This is a genomic window from Larkinella sp. C7, from assembly GCF_006149005.1.
Lineage (GTDB): Bacteria > Bacteroidota > Bacteroidia > Cytophagales > Spirosomataceae > Larkinella.
In genome coordinates this window covers 1-244 of sequence record NZ_VBSL01000122.1, presented here as the reverse complement: position 1 = coordinate 244, position 244 = coordinate 1, and the positions used below count along the sequence as shown (strand labels likewise).

At 52.5% G+C, this 244-nt stretch carries 1 protein-coding gene; it reads left to right on the top strand.

Translation table 11 applies throughout. The features are described from left to right. On the top strand, positions 1-244 hold a 244-nt coding region (locus FH871_RS34685), incomplete at both ends, for an ATP-binding cassette domain-containing protein (protein ID WP_229317771.1).

Below are 244 nucleotides of genomic sequence, written 5' to 3'. Positions count from 1 at the left end.
TCCAAAAAGGCCCAGGAATTGCTGGGCAAGTTGGGCCTAGAAGAGCAGGGCAAGACCTATCCTTTCTCCCTTTCAGGAGGTCAGAAGCAACGGGTGGCCTTTGCCAGAGCCATGATGATTGACCCGAAAATCGTTGGCTATGATGAGCCTACCTCGGCTCTGGACCCCGCCCTTCGCCAAGAAGTGGCTAAATTGATTGTCCAGAACCGTGATCTCGGGATTACTCAGATTGTTATCACCCATG